Annotated in this window: 12 protein-coding genes; 3 read left to right on the forward strand and 9 right to left on the reverse strand. The window is 65.9% G+C overall.

From position 1 onward, the window contains the following. Positions 1-16 precede the first annotated feature (16 nt). From ACSMEV_RS13075 to ACSMEV_RS13090, 4 genes are read right to left on the reverse strand one after another with little or no spacing between them, the layout of a single operon-like run. On the reverse strand, positions 17-664 hold the full coding sequence (locus ACSMEV_RS13075) for a CpsD/CapB family tyrosine-protein kinase (protein WP_459205519.1): 648 nt from the start codon (positions 662-664) through the stop codon (positions 17-19). Between the two features lies 1 nt (position 665). Further along, positions 666-1,412, reverse strand: coding sequence for a sugar transferase (locus ACSMEV_RS13080; RefSeq protein ID WP_459205520.1), 747 nt, complete (start codon positions 1,410-1,412; stop codon positions 666-668). Beyond that, a complete protein-coding gene (locus tag ACSMEV_RS13085) occupies positions 1,409-2,503 on the reverse strand; it encodes an NAD-dependent epimerase (protein WP_459205521.1) in 1,095 nt (364 codons plus the stop codon). Before ACSMEV_RS13085 ends, ACSMEV_RS13080 begins: the two co-directional genes overlap by 4 nt. Continuing rightward, positions 2,500-3,852 carry a UDP-glucose dehydrogenase family protein gene (locus ACSMEV_RS13090; protein ID WP_459205522.1) on the reverse strand — a complete coding sequence of 451 codons (1,353 nt, stop codon included), beginning with the start codon at positions 3,850-3,852 and terminating at the stop codon, positions 2,500-2,502. The genes ACSMEV_RS13085 and ACSMEV_RS13090 overlap by 4 nt, the downstream gene beginning before the upstream one ends. 379 nt (positions 3,853-4,231) lie before the next feature. Between ACSMEV_RS13090 and ACSMEV_RS13095 the strand changes: the two genes are divergently transcribed. After that, complete coding sequence (locus ACSMEV_RS13095) at positions 4,232-5,914, forward strand: sulfatase-like hydrolase/transferase (protein ID WP_459205523.1); 1,683 nt, start codon at positions 4,232-4,234, stop codon at positions 5,912-5,914. A 228-nt stretch (positions 5,915-6,142) separates the two neighbouring features. Here ACSMEV_RS13095 and ACSMEV_RS13100 read toward each other — a convergent pair whose 3' ends face one another. Beyond that, positions 6,143-6,901 carry a PIG-L deacetylase family protein gene (locus tag ACSMEV_RS13100; RefSeq protein WP_459205524.1) on the reverse strand — a complete coding sequence of 253 codons (759 nt, stop codon included), beginning with the start codon at positions 6,899-6,901 and terminating at the stop codon, positions 6,143-6,145. A gap of 227 nt (positions 6,902-7,128) precedes the next feature. Between ACSMEV_RS13100 and ACSMEV_RS13105 the strand changes: the two genes are divergently transcribed. Beyond that, positions 7,129-8,208, forward strand: a complete 1,080-nt coding sequence (locus tag ACSMEV_RS13105) for a metal-dependent hydrolase (protein WP_459205525.1) — start codon at positions 7,129-7,131, stop codon at positions 8,206-8,208. Positions 8,209-8,403: 195 nt separating this feature from the next. Here the strand turns inward: ACSMEV_RS13105 and ACSMEV_RS13110 are convergent, their stop codons facing one another. The 4 genes from ACSMEV_RS13110 to ACSMEV_RS13125 all read right to left on the reverse strand — a co-directional run bounded on the left by ACSMEV_RS13110 (position 8,404) and on the right by ACSMEV_RS13125 (position 12,829). Further along, positions 8,404-9,378: an endonuclease gene (locus ACSMEV_RS13110; RefSeq protein WP_459205526.1), complete on the reverse strand. Its 975-nt coding sequence runs from the start codon at positions 9,376-9,378 to the stop codon at positions 8,404-8,406. A gap of 107 nt (positions 9,379-9,485) precedes the next feature. Continuing rightward, positions 9,486-10,616, reverse strand: coding sequence for an HlyD family secretion protein (locus ACSMEV_RS13115; RefSeq protein WP_459205527.1), 1,131 nt, complete (start codon positions 10,614-10,616; stop codon positions 9,486-9,488). Beyond that, a complete protein-coding gene (locus ACSMEV_RS13120) occupies positions 10,613-12,262 on the reverse strand; it encodes an MFS transporter (protein ID WP_459205528.1) in 1,650 nt (549 codons plus the stop codon). The genes ACSMEV_RS13115 and ACSMEV_RS13120 overlap by 4 nt, the downstream gene beginning before the upstream one ends. Positions 12,263-12,562: 300 nt before the next feature. Next, positions 12,563-12,829, reverse strand: coding sequence for a hypothetical protein (locus tag ACSMEV_RS13125; protein ID WP_459205529.1), 267 nt, complete (start codon positions 12,827-12,829; stop codon positions 12,563-12,565). A 331-nt stretch (positions 12,830-13,160) separates the two neighbouring features. Between ACSMEV_RS13125 and ACSMEV_RS13130 the strand changes: the two genes are divergently transcribed. Beyond that, on the forward strand, positions 13,161-14,468 hold the full coding sequence (locus tag ACSMEV_RS13130; RefSeq protein ID WP_459205530.1) for a sigma-54-dependent transcriptional regulator: 1,308 nt from the start codon (positions 13,161-13,163) through the stop codon (positions 14,466-14,468). Positions 14,469-14,511: the final 43 nt, after the last annotated feature.

Below are 14,511 nucleotides of genomic sequence, written 5' to 3' on the forward strand. Positions count from 1 at the left end.
ACTCCTGGGTGCGGGCCTAGAGGTGGTCGTACAGCCATTTGGGCATGTAGTACTTGCGCTTGTTGAACACGCTGCCGATGACCGTCGCGCCGGCCTGGACCAGGCGCTGCACGGTGGCGTGGGCCACCTCCAAACGGGTCTGCTCGGCGGTGACCACCAGGATCACGCCATCGACCAGGCTGCCGAGCACCAGGCTGTCGGCACTGGCGTACACCGCCTGGCCGTCGATCACCACGAACCGGTAGCGCTGGCCGAGCTGGGCCAGCAGCGCGCGCAGCCGTTCGGGGTCCAGCCGTTGGCGGCCGCGGCGGTAGGTGCCCGCCGGCAGCAGGTCGAACGGCTGGTCGGGCAGGTGCAGCAGGCTTTCCTGCACGAGCGGCGGAGCATCGGCGTCGAACAGCAGGTCGCTGAAGCCGCGCAGTTTGCCTGCGCCCAACTGCTGGCTGAGGTTGTTGCCGTTCGGACTGCTGTCGACCAGCAGCACCTCGCCTGCGCTCATCAACGCCAGTTGGCTGGCCAGGGCCAGGGCGCTGGTGCTGGTGCCGCTGCCGGCGTTGGCGGCGGTCAGCAGCAGGGTGCGCTGACCGAGGTCGAGCACCGTGGCGGCCAGGTTGGTTTCGCTGGGGGTGGCGATGCTCAGGCTGCGCGATGTGGAACCGTCCATCTCAATGTGCTCCGTGGCCGGTGAAGACGATGAAGGGAGTCTTGAGCAGGATCTTCAGGTCCAGCATCAGGCTCTGTTGGTTGATGTAGTGCAGGTCGAGCGCGACGCGCTGGTCGAAGTCGATGTCGCTGCGCCCGGAGATCTGCCAGAGGCCGGTCATGCCGGGGTAGACCGACAGCCGCGCGAGGTGGCTGGCGTGGTAGCGCTGGGCGCCGAACGACGTGGGCCGTGGGCCGACCAGGCGCATGTCGCCCAGCACCACATTGATCAGGTTGGGCAGCTCGTCCAGGCTGCTGCGCCGCAGCCAGCCGCCCACCGAGGTGACGCGGGGATCGCGGTCGAGCTTGAAGTCGATGGAGTGGGCACCGTGCTTGTTGAGGTGGCGCAGCGACTCCTTCAGGGCTTCGGCGTCGGCGACCATGGTGCGGAACTTGAACATGCCGAAGCTGCGCCCGCGGTAGCCGGTGCGGCGTTGCACGAAAAACACCGGGCCCGGGCTGGAGCGCTTGACCAGCACGGCCAGCACCAGCAACAGCGGCGCCAGTACGGCCAGCAGCAGCGCAGCGGCCAGGCACGACCACACCCGATTGGTACGCGACAGGGTCCAGGGCCGCCCGCCCGGACGCCCACGCAGCCAGCCGCGGCCCTGCTTGTGGATCGCCGCGTCGATGCGCTGGCGGTGTTCGGGGTCCAGGCGCTTGTCTTGCCCCAGGGGCGCCGCGGCGATGTCGCTCGATAGGTCGCTCATGACACTCTCCGTCGATCCGCCTTCCCGCGCGCACGGCTGTGCGGCGACGGGCTGTGCGAGTAATGGCTCCTGAACCAGGCGACGAAGCGTTCGAGCCCTTCGTCCAGGGAAATTTGCGGGATGAAGCCGGTGACCTGGGCCAGGTCGCTGGCATCGGCGCAGGTGCTCAGCACATCGCCCGGCTGCAGCGGCAGCAGCTCGATGTGCGCGGAGCATTGCAAGTGCTTTTCCAGCAACGTCACGTAATCGAGCAGTTGCACCGGGCGCTGCCCGCCAATGTTGTACAGCCGCCACGGCGCGTGGCTGCTGGCGGGGTCGGCCGCATGGGCGTTCCAGCCGGGATTGGCTTGCGGGGGCTTGGGCATCAGCCGCACCAGGCTTTCGACGATGTCGTCGATGTAGGTGAAGTCGCGCTCGTGACGGCCTTGATTGAACAGCTGGATCGACCGGCTTTCGCTGATGGCGCGGGCGAACAGCATCGGCGACATGTCCGGGCGGCCCCAGGGGCCGTACACGGTGAAAAAGCGCAGGCCGCTGCAGGGCACCCCGTACAGGTGGCTGTAGCTGTGGGCCATGGCCTCGTTGGCCTTCTTGGTGGCAGCGTACAGCGACAGCGGGTGGTCGACGCCGTCCTGCACGCGGTACGGGGTGCGCTGGTTGGCGCCGTAGACCGAGCTGGACGAGGCGTACAGCAAGTGCTTGACCGGCACCCGTCGGCAGCCTTCGAGGACATTGAGGAAGCCGGCCAGGTTGCTGTCGAGGTAGGCGTGCGGATTTTGCAGCGAGTAACGCACACCGGCCTGGGCCGCCAGGTGGATCACCACGTCCGGGCGCTGGCTGGCGAACAGGCTGGCCATGCCGTCGCGGTCGGCGAGGTCGAGGCTGTCGAGGGTCAGCCGGCCGATGGACTTGCCGTTGATCACATTGCTGCTGGCTTCGCGGCGCACCCATTGCACGCGGGCATGCTTGAGGGCCGGGTCGTAGTAGTCGTTGAAGTTGTCGATGCCGTGTACGTCGTACCCGTCGGTCAACAGCCGCAGGCAGGTATGGGCGCCGATGAAGCCGGCCACGCCGGTCACCAGCACCTTCATGACGCGCTCGCCTGGGCCGGCACCTGGCGCAGACCGATGCCGCTGTAGCGCAGGCCGTGGCCGGCCAACTGCGCCGGGTCGTAGAGGTTGCGCCCATCGACGATCAGGCGCGCCCGCAGTTTGCTGGCGAGCAGGGCGAAGTCGACTACGCGGAAGTGCTTCCATTCGGTGCAGATCACCAGCGCATCGGCGTCCTGCAGGGTGTCGTCGCGGGTCGCGCACAGGTGCAGGTCCTGGCGATAACCGTACAGCCGTCGGCACTCGTCCATGGCCTGGGGGTCGTAGGCGCGCACGCTGGCGCCTTCGGCCCATAAGGCTTCGATCAGGTAGCGGCTGGGCGCTTCGCGCATGTCGTCGGTGTTGGGCTTGAAGGCCAGGCCCCACACGGCGATCGAGGCCCCCTCGAGCGGTCGGCCGAGCTGCTGGGTGAGTTTGGCGAAGAGCAGGCGGCGCTGTTGGTCGTTGACGTCGCTGACGCTTTGCAACAGGTGCAGAGGCATGCCGTTGGCATGCGCGCTGTGCAGCAGCGCACGGATGTCCTTGGGGAAGCACGAGCCGCCGAAACCGCAGCCGGGGTAGATGAAGTGGTAGCCGATGCGCGGGTCGGCGCCGATGCCGCGGCGCACCGCTTCGATGTCGGCGCCCAGGCATTCGCTGAGGTTGGCCAGCTCGTTCATGAAGCTGATGCGGGTGGCGAGCATGGCGTTGGCGGCGTACTTGGTCAGCTCGGCGCTGCGGTTGTCCATGAACATGAGCTTTTCGCGGCTGCGGCTGAACGGCGCGTACAGCTCGCCGAGCCGTTCGCCGACCTGCGGGTCGTCGCTGCCCACCACGATACGGTCCGGGCGCATGCAGTCGGCCAACGCGCTGCCTTCCTTGAGGAATTCGGGGTTGGAGACCACGCTGACGCGCAGCGCCTCCTTGCCCAGGCGCTGCAACTCTTCCAGTGCCAGCGCGCGTACCTGGTCGGCGGTGCCCACCGGCACCGTAGACTTGATGATCAGCGTGCGGTCGGCCTGCATCAGGGCCGTGATTTGCCGAGTCACGTCGAGCACGTGGCTGAGGTCGGCCGAGCCGTCTTCGTCGGGCGGGGTGCCGACGGCGATGAACAGCAGCTCGGCATGGGCCACCGCGTCGCTGGCCTGGGTGCTGAACGACAGGCGCCCGGCGCGCAGGTTGTCGTCCAGCAAATCCGACAAGCCTGGCTCGCTGATCGGCGGTACGCCGTGGCGCAGCTGTTCGATCTTGTGCGCGTCGACATCCACGCACAACACGCGGTGGCCTACGTCGGCCAACGCGACGGCCTGGATCAGGCCCACATAGCCAGTACCGAAAACGCTTACATCCATACCGGCGCGCCTCAAGGAGTGAGTGAGGGTAGTGAAACGGTGTGAAAGGGGTATAGCGCAGCGTGGGGAAAATGCGTCAAAGCAATGGCATGTATCGTTGAATTTACAGCCCCTAATGACGCGGCACTTGGCCATCAAACCCTTTTATATCCGTTACTTAGCGCGACAATTCAATGTCACAAATTTTTTAATATTCTGATGAACGGTGTAAGTCATTGATAAAGTTCGTTTACTGTTCATAGATTCTGATGAAGGGAGATCCATTTTTCGTCAGAAAACGGCATCTTGGGATCGACGTAAATTTGACGTTCACCGCCTTGTGGTTTGCGTAAGGGGTGCTAGGGTTCAAGCGAATCCCCTGATTGGAGTGCCCCGGATCATGCGTGCCTGGCTCAAACTGCTGCTGGTCGCGGCATATTTGGCGTCGTTTCACGGTTATTACCGCGAGCGGCTCGAAGCGCTCGGCCTGGGCTTGCCGCTGGCGATGTTTCTCGTCCTGTTCGGCGTGCTGGCGGGTGCGTTGGTGCTCGGTGCCTGGACCCGTCCTGTGCTGGTGCGTTGGGGCCTGGCCTTGGCGTTCGCCCTGAGCGCGGCGATGTTCGATGCCTATACGCACATCACCCAGGGCTATCTGACCTACAGCGCGTTCGTGTCGATGGCGTATGCCGGCGGCTTCGTCGACGAGGCGCTGCAGCAGTACGGTGCGGCCATCGGCCTGGCCGCGGCCAAGGCCTCGTTGCTGCTGCTCGGTGTCGGCCTGCGCCCGCCTGCCACGCCGCGCCTACCGCGTGGGTTGCCAGTGGCGGCGCCAGCGCTGGCGCTGCTGTTGCTGATCGGCGTGTTGTTCGTGCGCGCCGGGGAGGGCGCGCGGGGCTTGCCAGTGATGTACACGCCGCTGGCGTACCTGGCCCTGTTCGGCTACGAAAGCCTCAACGACAGCGTAGGGCCACGTCAGCCCGTGGGCCTCGCCCGGCCTGGCGCGGTGGCGGCGCGGCATATCGTGCTGGTGATCGACGAAAGCATCGCCGGCAACTATCTGGACATCAACACGCCGGGCGGGGTCGACAGCCACCTGGGCGGGCGCCTGTCGGGCGCCGAGCTGTTCAACTTCGGCTACGCCGCCTCGGCGGCCAATTGCAGTGCCGACACCAACGTCACCTTGCGCTATGGCGGCACCCGCGCCGATTACTTGCGCATCAACGCCACGCAACCGTCGATCTGGCAATACGCCAAGGCCGCAGGGCTACGCACGGTCTACCTCGACGGGCAGCGTACCGGCGGCGCCCTGCAGAACCTGATGACCCGCGACGAACAGCGCGACATCGACCAGTTCGTGCAATTCGACGACACGCCGGTGCAGCAGCGCGACATGGCAGCCGTGGCGCAACTGGTGCAACTGCTGCACAGCCCCACACCGCAACTGATCGTGCTGAACAAGATCGGCGCGCATTTTCCCGTACACGACAAATACCCCGACGCCTTCATGCGCTACACCCCAGCGCTCCCGCGCGGGCGCTTCCTGGACGTCGCCGACACGGGCGAGCGGGCCGGTTTCGCGGGCGGCGCGCAGGATTGGCAGCGTTACCGCAACGCCTATCGCAATACCTTGCTGTGGAACGTCGGGGAGTTCTTCCGACGCCTCCTGAGCCAAGCCGATCTGAGCGATGCGGTGCTGATCTACACCTCCGACCACGGACAGGACCTGCATCAGCGCGGCAATCCTGGGCTCAATACCCATTGCGGCAGCGATCCACAGGCTGAGGAGGGCCTGGTGCCGCTGCTGGTATTGCAAGGTCAGGGTTTGAGCACGCTCGACTGGCAGGCGCACCTGGCGCAGAACCGCAATGGCTCGAGCCACTACAACATCTTTCCGACCTTGCTGTTGCTGATGGGCTACGAGCGGCAGGCGGTCATCGCACAGTACGGACAGCCCCTGGACGAGGCGACCCATGACCCCTTCACCTTCAACGCCCGTTACAACGCGCGTCTGGGCGCCAAGCCGGATTTTCGTTTCATCGATGTGAAGGGGTTGGCCGAGCCGGATGCTGCACAGGACCAGTAAAGGCAGGCATCCGCTGATGCTGGCCTACGGTGATAGGCGCCATCTGTCTCTCACCTACCGCCGACTGGCCGCCCTGGTTCAGGCGCTGTTAGGCACCTGACTGAAATCGATCGGAGCCATCGGGGCTGCTGCCATCGCGGCTAAAGCCGCTCCAGCATGAGCGCGGTCGTCCGAAAGGCCTGGCTACGCCTAACCGGTCGCACCCAACACCGTATCCACTGCATTCCGCTACACGAAAACCAGCTCGAACGGCTGCAGCAGGCAGTCGAGCAACGTGGAAGGCACAACCGGAGGGCGGCCTTCGTCGCTGTTAAGTTGGCTGACATGGGCATGAATCGCCTGGCGTTTGCGCGCCAAGCGGGCCTCGTCGATTTGCAGGCGCCGCGCGCGCTCCCAAGGCAGGCGCGGGTCGTCCGGGCCGGCCCAGTGCCAGGCCCAGACCGGCACTTCGACCAGTTGCGCGCCGCGCGCTTGCGCCGCTTGTGCGCCGGCGCGACCTACCGCTTCGTGATCGGTGTGGCCATCGCCGCGCCAGGTCACCATCAGCACGTCGCCGGGCTTGAGCAGTTGGCTGAGGTGGTTGACCAGGTACGCCTCGTCGCGTTGCACACCGCCGTCCTTGAGGTTCAAGCGGCGCCAGTCGAGGCGGTTGAGGTCCAGGTTCAGCGCTTGCAGGGCATGGCGGCTCTCCAGCGGACGCTGATGGCGCAGCCGGCGCTCGCTCCACTGGCTGGAGTCGGGATGGCTGCCTTCGCCATCGGTGGCCGAGATCAGCACCAGATCGTCTTCGCGGCCGTGGAAGCCAGCCAGGAGGCCCCCGGCCATGAGGATTTCGTCGTCCGGATGCGGCGCGACCAGCACCAGTCGACGGCCTGGTGGGCACAGCTGCTGCGGGTCGGTCCAGACCGCGCGGGCCAGGTGCGCGCAATGTTGCCACTGCTGCCACGGCGTACCACCGCTGGCTTGGATCAGATTTTCATCGTGCATGGGGCGGGGCTCCTGGGCAGACGACGCGGCGGCGAACCTCGGCTTGCGCGGGGGCGCGAGCATGCAGCCAGCCTAGGGTGTCGTGGTTGAGAGGCCGCCACGAGCGCCGGAGTTCAACCCCAGCGCACGACCTGCCATTTGCGCAGAGCCGTCGATCGTGTGGAATTTTGCCCCTCGCGCCCGATCCCAGTAGCGTGCCCGCCGGTCTCTCGAGGAACTGCCGCTCCATGGATTCGATCACCCAAGCCCTGTTGGGCGCTGCATTGCAAGGCTCGCTCCTGGGCCGCATCCAGGGCCGCCGCGCGTTGGCCTATGGCGCGGCACTGGCCACGGTGCCGGATCTGGACGTGTTCGTGCATTACGCCGATCCGGTCTCGCAGATGACCTTCCACCGGGGCTTTTCCCATTCGCTGTTCATGCTGACCGGCCTTGCCGTCGTACTCACCGCAGTGGTGATGGCGTTGGCCCGCTGGCGCTGGCCGGACCACGGCTACCGCTGGCCTCGGCTGTTGCTGACGTTCTGGCTGGTGCTGGTCACCCATCCGCTGCTCGATGCCTTCACCGTGTACGGCACGCAACTGCTCTGGCCGCTACAGGTGACGCCGCAGAGCTGGGCAGGGGTGTTCATCGTCGACCCGGTGTACAGCGTGCCGTTGCTGCTGACGGTGCTGTACGCCGCCGTGGTCGGGCTCGGTGAGCGGGCGCGTCGCCTGCTCGCCGCGGCGTTGGTGTTCGGCGCGCTGTACCTGGGCTTCGGGGTCGGCGCACGCCTGCTCACCGAGCAGCGCTTCGCCGCCGCGCTGGACGCGCAAGGCATCGCCCACGAGCGCGTGCGCGCCGTGCCGATGGCGTTCAACACCTTCATCTGGCGCGTGCTGGCGACCACCCCCGACGGACAGTACTACGAAGGCGTCAGCAGCCTGTTCGACCATGCGCCGCCCGAGATGCAGCGTCAGCCGCTGCACCTGGAGGCGGCGCAGCCGCTGGCCGGTGTGGCGCTGTACGAGCGCCTGCGCTGGTTCACCGACGACTGGCTGCGCTACGACGTGATCGGCGACGCGCTGGTGGTCAGCGACCTGCGCATGGGTACGCCGAGCGATTACAACTTCCGTTTCGTCATGGCCCGGCGCGATGCCCAAGGGCAGTGGCAGGCGGTGCAGCCGTCGCGCTGGCGCGGTAGCCATGCCGGCGGTCTGGTCGACCGGCAGATGCTGGCGCTGATGTGGCGGCGGATCTTCAGCCAAACGCCGCCTTTGCCGCTGGCGGCATGGCAGGCGCTTGGCGTTGAAGGTGATGCCGCGCGCTGAGCGTAGAGAAAGGCGTGGGACCACGGTCGATCGCAGATTGCCTGCGCCTAATGGCACGATGTGCGTGGAGGGCGCACACCGTGAAACCGGTGCGCGCCTGGAACCGGGCGGCGACCGTGGCCTGCTGGCAATGCCTTGCCTTGGAAGGCGGGTTACGGCGCGCATGCCTTGAACCACGGCAGCGCGCTTTGCACCTTAGCGGCAGTTGCCGGCCTTCTTGTAACCCTGCGCCTGGGCCTGGGCTTCGGACTCGAAGCTGACGCGGTTTTTCGCCGCCACTTTGTCGTAGCTCGGGCAGCCGCTGGGCAGGTGGTAGAGGTGGCTGTTGCTGTTGCCGACGATGCTGCCGTGGCTGGCCTGGGCTTTGGCCACGGGCGCGGTCGGAGGCTTGCTGGCAGCGGCGGAGGCGGCGGGCAGCGCACTCACCAGGCCGTCGCCTACCGGCCGATAGCCCTGGGTCCACTGCCGTGCGCCGCTGACGAAGGGGTTGCCGTGGCCCATGATCGCGGCGATGCGGCGGTCACGCTCCTTCTCCCAGGCATTGACCGGGAACTGTTTGTCCCAGGCCATCAGCAGACGCTGTTGCTGGTTGGACATGTTCAGCTTGTAGCGATCGAACATGTAGAACGTGGTGCGTGCCACCAGGCCCTTGACCTCGTCGCGGGGCTCGGCGGTGCGCTCCTTGAAGTCGATGCGGGTCTTGCACTGGCCGTACTGGGGCGCCACGCCCGAGGTCATGCCGTAGTTGAAGTTGCTGCGGTCGCCGTTCACCTCGCCGACGGCGGGGTAGAGGTTGAACAGGTTGGCTTCCATGGCACGGAAGACCGGATCGTTATCGACGCACTGCTTGCGCCCACCGTTTTGCCAGCACTGGCGCTGGTGGCCGAAGGTCCAGGCCGGCACGATGTGTTCCCATTCGGTGCGTTCGGCGCGGTTGGCCTGCTTGCGTGTGGCGTAGCCGCAGGAGGCGGCGTCGATGCGCCCACCTGACTTGCCCACCCACTCCCACTTGCAGCCGCAATACAACTCGCCCATGGCGCTTTTGGCCTGGTCGAGGTAGACCTTCTGCTTGGCCACTACCTTGGCTTCGGTGAAGGTATCCGGAGGGCTTGCGAAAGTGGGAAAAGCGACGGCGAATGTAAGGCTTAACGCAGATAACAGCTTGATCATGGTCGAAAAGGGGTCAGAAAAAGGAGGGCGCGCATTATAGACATGCCTTGGCGCCACAACCCATCTTGGAAACATTCCCGTCCAAGCGCTCCATCTGCCGTACGCACCTACTGCGCAGTGTCGATGCTCACCACCACCGACATCCCTGGGCGCAAGCGCTGCGCGTCCGCCTGGTCGGGATCGACCTTGATGCGCACCGGAATGCGCTGGGCGATCTTGACGAAGTTGCCGGTCGCGTTGTCGGCCTGCAGCAAGGCGAACTCCGAGCCGGTGGCCGGGGCGATCTGCTCGATGTGGCCGTACAGCTTGCGGTGGTTGAGCGCATCGACCGTAAAGCTCGCCGCCTGGCCCACGCGCACATCGGCCATCTGCGTCTCTTTCATGTTGGCGATCACCCACAAGGTGTCGGGCACCAGTGCCATGAGTTGGGCGCCCGAGTTCACATAGGCGCCCAGGCGCGTGCCGATCTGCCCGAGCTGCCCGTCGCGCGGGGCCACTACGCGGGTGTTGTCCAGATCGATGCGCGCCAGTTCCACGCTGGCCTTGGCGTTTTCCACTGCGGCTTCCAAGGAGGCGCGGTTGACGATCACCGATTGCAGGTCTTCGCGGGCGATGGCCAGCGCCGCCTTGGCTTGGGCCAGGCTGGCCTGGGCGGCGGCCGCAGCGGCGCGGGTGACGTCGAACTCACGGCGCGATACCGAGCCGTCGCTGACCAGCGCCTGGTTGCGGCGCAGGTCGGCCTTGGCCTTGTCGCCCTGGGCCGCGGCGTCGGCGATGGCCGCCTGACGCTGAGCGATGGTGGCTTCGGCGCTACGGCGCTGTTGCAGGTTGTTGGCCAGCGCGGCCTCCTGTTGCCGCTGTTGGGCGATGGCCTGGGCCAGACGCTGGCGGTAGATGCGGTCGTCCAGGCGCACCAGCAGGTCGCCGGCCTTGACGAACTGGAAGTCGTGCACCGGCACTTCGACGATGTAACCGGCCAGCTGCGGGCCGATGGTCGTGACCTGGCCTTTGACCAAGGCGTTCTCGGTGCTCTCGATGGGGCTGCTGAACGGCGGCAGGCGCCAGGCATACAGCACCAGCAGCACGCCGGCCAAAGCGATGCCGGCGAAGACCAGGGCCGACAACAGGCGCACCCGCCGACCGCGCGAGGGGCTGGCCGCTTCGCTGGGCGGCGCTTTGCCTTCCGGGGTCTCGGCCAGGGCGGTGGTGGTGGTCGACGGTGTTTCTTGCTGGGTCATTGGCTCGTGGCACCGGCAGTGGAGGGGGAGGAAGGGGCGCGGCGGGTCGAGTACCAGACCCACAGGCTGCGCAGGCTGATCCACAGCAGGGTCAGGATCGCGACCCCGCCGATCAGCATGAACACATCGTTATAGGCCAGCACGTTGGCCTCGCGGGTGGCCGCGTTGGCCAGCAAGCGCGTGCCGACTTCGGTACGCAGCGCCGGGTCGGCGAACTGCCCGGCATAGCTGGCGCCGCCGCTCTGCACCCGCGCGGCCACCAGCGGGTCGAAGGCGCTCAGGCGTTCGGTGATCTGGCTGGAATGGAACTTCTCCCGCCAGATCTGGAAAGTGCCCAACAGCGCCGCACCGATCAGGCCGCCCAGGTTGTTGCAGATCCCGAACAGCACCGAGAAACTCACCAGATTGCGTGGGTTGGCGCGCACGTGGCTGATGCCCAGCACCATGCACGGGCCGAGGAAGAAGGTGCCGCCGAAGGCGAGCAGGAACTGGCTGAAATACATCTGCGCCGGACGCGTGAGGTTGTTCGAGGTGCTGTCCATGAACGAACCGACGGCCATGGCCGCCACCGAGATGGACAGCGGCCAGATCAGGTGCGCCGGGTTGATGGTCAAGGCGCTGGTCGCAAGCCCCGCCACCGCGCCGAGCAGCATGATCGCGTACAGCGAGCGCATCTGCTCGCTGCCCATGTTCAGCGCTTGCAGAAAGCCCACCGCGCCGGTGGACTGTTCCGAGCTGACCATGCGGATCAGGATCACGCATAGCCCCAGGCGAATGACCGCCGCGCTGCCCAGCCAGCGGGTCATCAGTAACGGATTGCGGCGGTTGTGCTCGATGGCCAAGCCCGCGCAGATCAGCGCGATGGACGCGGCCAGGGCGGCGCCGACCCAGGGCGTCTCCAACCACCACTCGATACGCCCCAACGACAGCGCCGCGCAGAGCAGGGCAGTGCCGCCGGCCATCAGCGAAAAGGTGAGGAAATCCAGCGGCTCGAAGGTCTTGAAACGGTCGCCGGGCGGCAGTTTGAGCATCAGCACACAACCCAGCGCGGTAATCGCCAGACCCAGCTCGAACAGGTACAGACCGCGCCATTCGGCGATCTGCAGCAAGTCTTCGGAGAACACCCGCGCCAGCGGCAGGGCCAACTGCGAGGCGCCCAGGCCCAGCACCATGGCGCGCAGGCGCCACTTGGCCGGGAACGCCTGGATCATGTAGTACAGCCCCAACGAACTCAGCGCCGCACCGACCATGCCGTGGGCCGCGCGTACGGCGATGGCGGAATTGAGGTCGTTGACGAACAGGTGGGCGAAGGTCACCAGCGCGTACAGCACCAGAAACACCTCGGTGAAAGCGCGCAAGCCGAATTCCTGACGGAATTTCACCAGCAGCAGGTTCATCGACACGTTGGTCATCACGTAGGCGGCCGGCAACCAGGCCATCTCGGCGCTGGTCGCACCCAGCGCGCCTTGCAGGAACAACAGGTTGGCGGTGACCAGCGCGTTGCCCAGCCCACCGGTGATGGCCACCAGCAGCCCGACCAGGCCATAGGCCAGGCGCTTGCTCGGCGCATGCAAAGGCGTGGAAGGCGAGCCGGGCAGCACCGGGCGTTCGTGCTCTTGCCACTGGCGGGGGGCGTACTTGTCCATGGCGGGTCTGCGCGGTGTGTGAGGCGTTGGCTGAAGTCTAATGGACTGACGGGCGGGGGAAAAATTCTGTCACGGGCGGTCGTCAGTCCGTGGCGAAACCTTTGTCAGCAGAGGGGTAAGCCTGATGATCAGAAGACAGCTAACGCTCAAGTGAGCGCCGCGCGCTGTTATGAAGCGCAGTACACAGTCGATGAGTTCGAAACTGGATGAACCGGGCGAACATCAGGCCAAAGCACCGTCTCGCATGCAGCAATGTGCAAGAGACGGCGCATTTCGAAAACGGATGAGCGGAACCGCCTCTTACTTGGGCATCGACCAAGGCTGCAAGTCGTAGCCCTTGCTATTGAGTTCGGCACGCACTTCTTCGATCAGTCGGCCCCATTGCGCAAGGTCGGAATAGGTGCGCGACGACACTTGCTTGCCGCCGATGCGCGTGTTGGTCCGGTCGATCACCGCCAGGCTCAGCTCTCCGGTACCGTTAGGCGCATCCCAGGCTACACACTGGAAAGGCTCGAAAGCGTGGTCGGCGATCAGCAGTGCTTCGTTGACACGGAGCGGGGCGTTCATGGGTAGCTCTCTCTTGGTTCCTGTACTGCGAATAGGTGTCCGCACGGTAGTTCGAATCGGCTGCTACTGGGCGGGGTTACTGGTAGTGATGCGCGCCGCCAGCCACGGAGTCACACCTTTTTCAAAAAACTTTTCGCCGCAGCCGCCGCGGGCATTTTCACTGCGCGCCCGTGTGACGCGATCGAATTTGGAAAATTCCCCGACCCATGATTGGCCGGGCATCTGACAGACCAACGGTCGTAGGACATCGTCAATTAATTGCTACTTTTAATCAGGCGTCGCAACCGATTGTTTCCGTTGGAAAACCATAAACCGACGCCAAGGGATGGCCATGCTTGACACTGCGTCACTGCGTCGCTTGCTCATCGTCGACCCGTGCGATGACTGCCACCGGCTGCTGCCGGATTTGCTCGCCGCTGGATGGGATGTCAGCACGTCGGCCCTGGAGCAAGCGCGCGAGCAACCGTGCGATGTGGGCGTGTTGCGCCTGCGCGCCGCGCACCTGCGCGATCCTGTCGCAGTCAAAGAACTGATCAAGCGCAGCGATACGGAGTGGATCGCCGTGCTCAGCACTGAAGAACTGCGTCTGCACAATGTGGGCGACTTCGTCTGCGAATGGTTCTTCGACTTTCATACCCTGCCGTTCGACGCGGCCCGCGTGCTGGTCACGCTGGGCCGTGCCTACGGCATGGCGCGTCTGCGCGGCAAAAGCGCGCCTTCGCTCGAACTGCCCGATGACCAACTGCTCGGCGACAGCCGGCCGATTCGCGAACTGCGCAGGCTGCTGGGCAAGCTGGCGTCCGCCGACGCGCCCGTGCTGATCCGTGGCGAAAGCGGCACCGGCAAGGCGCTGGTGGCAAAGACCTTGCATCGTCAGTCGCAACGCCGCAGTGGGCCGTTCGTGGCGGTCAACTGCGCGGCCATTCCCGAGCACCTGCTGCAAGCCGAGTTGTTCGGGCAGGTGCCGGGCGCCCCGGCCGACGCGCACCCGCGTCAGATCGGGCGCATCGAAGCGGCACAAGGTGGCACGCTGTTTCTCGGTGCCATTAGCGCGTTACCGCTGGGCCTGCAGGCCGACCTGTTACGCGTGCTTCAGGAAAAACACCTCGAATCGCTCGCCGTGGACGTGCGGCTGTTGACGGCCACCGACAGCGATCTGGTGCAGGCTGTCGAACGCGGGAGTTTCCGTGACGACCTCTATCGGCAGCTCAATGCCCTGCACGTCGAGATCGCGCCGCTGCGTGCCCGGCACGGCGACCTGGCCCTGTTGGCCGACCATTTCGCGCGGTTCTATGGCCTGGAAACCGGACGCCGCCCGCGCTCGTTCAGCGACAGCGCCTTGGCGGCGATGGCCCGGCACGATTGGCCCGGCAACGTACGCGAGCTGGGCCACCGGGTGCGACGCGGGTTGGTGTTGGCCGAGGGGCGGCAGATCGAAGCCCAGGACTTGGGCCTAGAGGCCAGCGCACAGGATGCGCAACCGCTCGGCACCCTGGAGGACTACAAACACCGCGCTGAGCGTCAGGCGCTGCGCGATGTGCTCGATCGCCACAGCAACAACTTCAGCCTGGCCGCGCGGGTGCTGGGCGTGTCGCGTCCGACTTTCTATCGCCTGTTGCGCAAACACCAGATGCGCTGACCCGCACGCGGCTGCGTGGGGCAGGGACGTGGGGTATGATGCC

The organism is Pseudomonas sp. MLB6B, assembly GCF_054508135.1.

Excerpts from the sequence above, each read along its gene's own strand:
- ACSMEV_RS13085 (WP_459205521.1), bottom strand. The coding sequence starts at position 2,503 with ATGAAGGTGCTGGTGACCGGCGTGGCCGGCTTCATCGGCGCCCATACC.
- ACSMEV_RS13095 (WP_459205523.1), top strand. The coding sequence starts at position 4,232 with ATGCGTGCCTGGCTCAAACTGCTGCTGGTCGCGGCATATTTGGCGTCG.
- ACSMEV_RS13125 (WP_459205529.1), bottom strand. The coding sequence starts at position 12,829 with ATGAACGCCCCGCTCCGTGTCAACGAAGCACTGCTGATCGCCGACCAC.
- ACSMEV_RS13115 (WP_459205527.1), bottom strand. The coding sequence starts at position 10,616 with ATGACCCAGCAAGAAACACCGTCGACCACCACCACCGCCCTGGCCGAG.
- ACSMEV_RS13080 (WP_459205520.1), bottom strand. The coding sequence starts at position 1,412 with ATGAGCGACCTATCGAGCGACATCGCCGCGGCGCCCCTGGGGCAAGAC.
- ACSMEV_RS13105 (WP_459205525.1), top strand. The coding sequence starts at position 7,129 with ATGGATTCGATCACCCAAGCCCTGTTGGGCGCTGCATTGCAAGGCTCG.
- ACSMEV_RS13110 (WP_459205526.1), bottom strand. The coding sequence starts at position 9,378 with ATGATCAAGCTGTTATCTGCGTTAAGCCTTACATTCGCCGTCGCTTTT.
- ACSMEV_RS13090 (WP_459205522.1), bottom strand. The coding sequence starts at position 3,852 with ATGGATGTAAGCGTTTTCGGTACTGGCTATGTGGGCCTGATCCAGGCC.
- ACSMEV_RS13130 (WP_459205530.1), top strand. The coding sequence starts at position 13,161 with ATGCTTGACACTGCGTCACTGCGTCGCTTGCTCATCGTCGACCCGTGC.
- ACSMEV_RS13100 (WP_459205524.1), bottom strand. The coding sequence starts at position 6,901 with ATGCACGATGAAAATCTGATCCAAGCCAGCGGTGGTACGCCGTGGCAG.
- ACSMEV_RS13120 (WP_459205528.1), bottom strand. The coding sequence starts at position 12,262 with ATGGACAAGTACGCCCCCCGCCAGTGGCAAGAGCACGAACGCCCGGTG.
- ACSMEV_RS13075 (WP_459205519.1), bottom strand. The coding sequence starts at position 664 with ATGGACGGTTCCACATCGCGCAGCCTGAGCATCGCCACCCCCAGCGAA.